This window comes from Psychrobacter sp. W2-37-MNA-CIBAN-0211, from assembly GCF_040309405.1.
Classification (GTDB): domain Bacteria; phylum Pseudomonadota; class Gammaproteobacteria; order Pseudomonadales; family Moraxellaceae; genus Psychrobacter; species Psychrobacter glaciei.
This window is the reverse complement of record NZ_JBEOOU010000306.1, coordinates 1-263: the sequence shown is the minus strand read 5'-3', so window position 1 is coordinate 263 and position 263 is coordinate 1. Positions and strand designations below refer to the sequence as shown.

Sequence of the window (263 nt, the reverse complement as noted above, 5' to 3'; positions counted from 1 at the left end):
ATTATTACCTTTGTAGGCGCACTATTTTTAGTACGTTCGCAAATAACGGTCGACGATCAGTCTTGGATGTCAGCCATGATCCCGCATCATTCAATTGCGATTCTTACCAGCGACAGAGCAAACATTAACGACAAGCGCGTGCAAGAACTAGCAAAAAATATAATAGATGCGCAACGCCGTGAAATAAAAGAAATGCAGTGGTTGTTAAAAGACATTGAGCAAAATGGCATTGCCAACACAACAGCACAAGCACAATCTAGAGC

Annotated in this window: 1 protein-coding gene; it reads left to right on the top strand. The window is 41.8% G+C overall.

The annotated features are described in order from the left end of the window. Positions 1 to 263 (top strand): DUF305 domain-containing protein (locus tag AAEY72_RS15345; protein WP_352311447.1); only part of this gene is annotated, 263 nt, incomplete at both ends.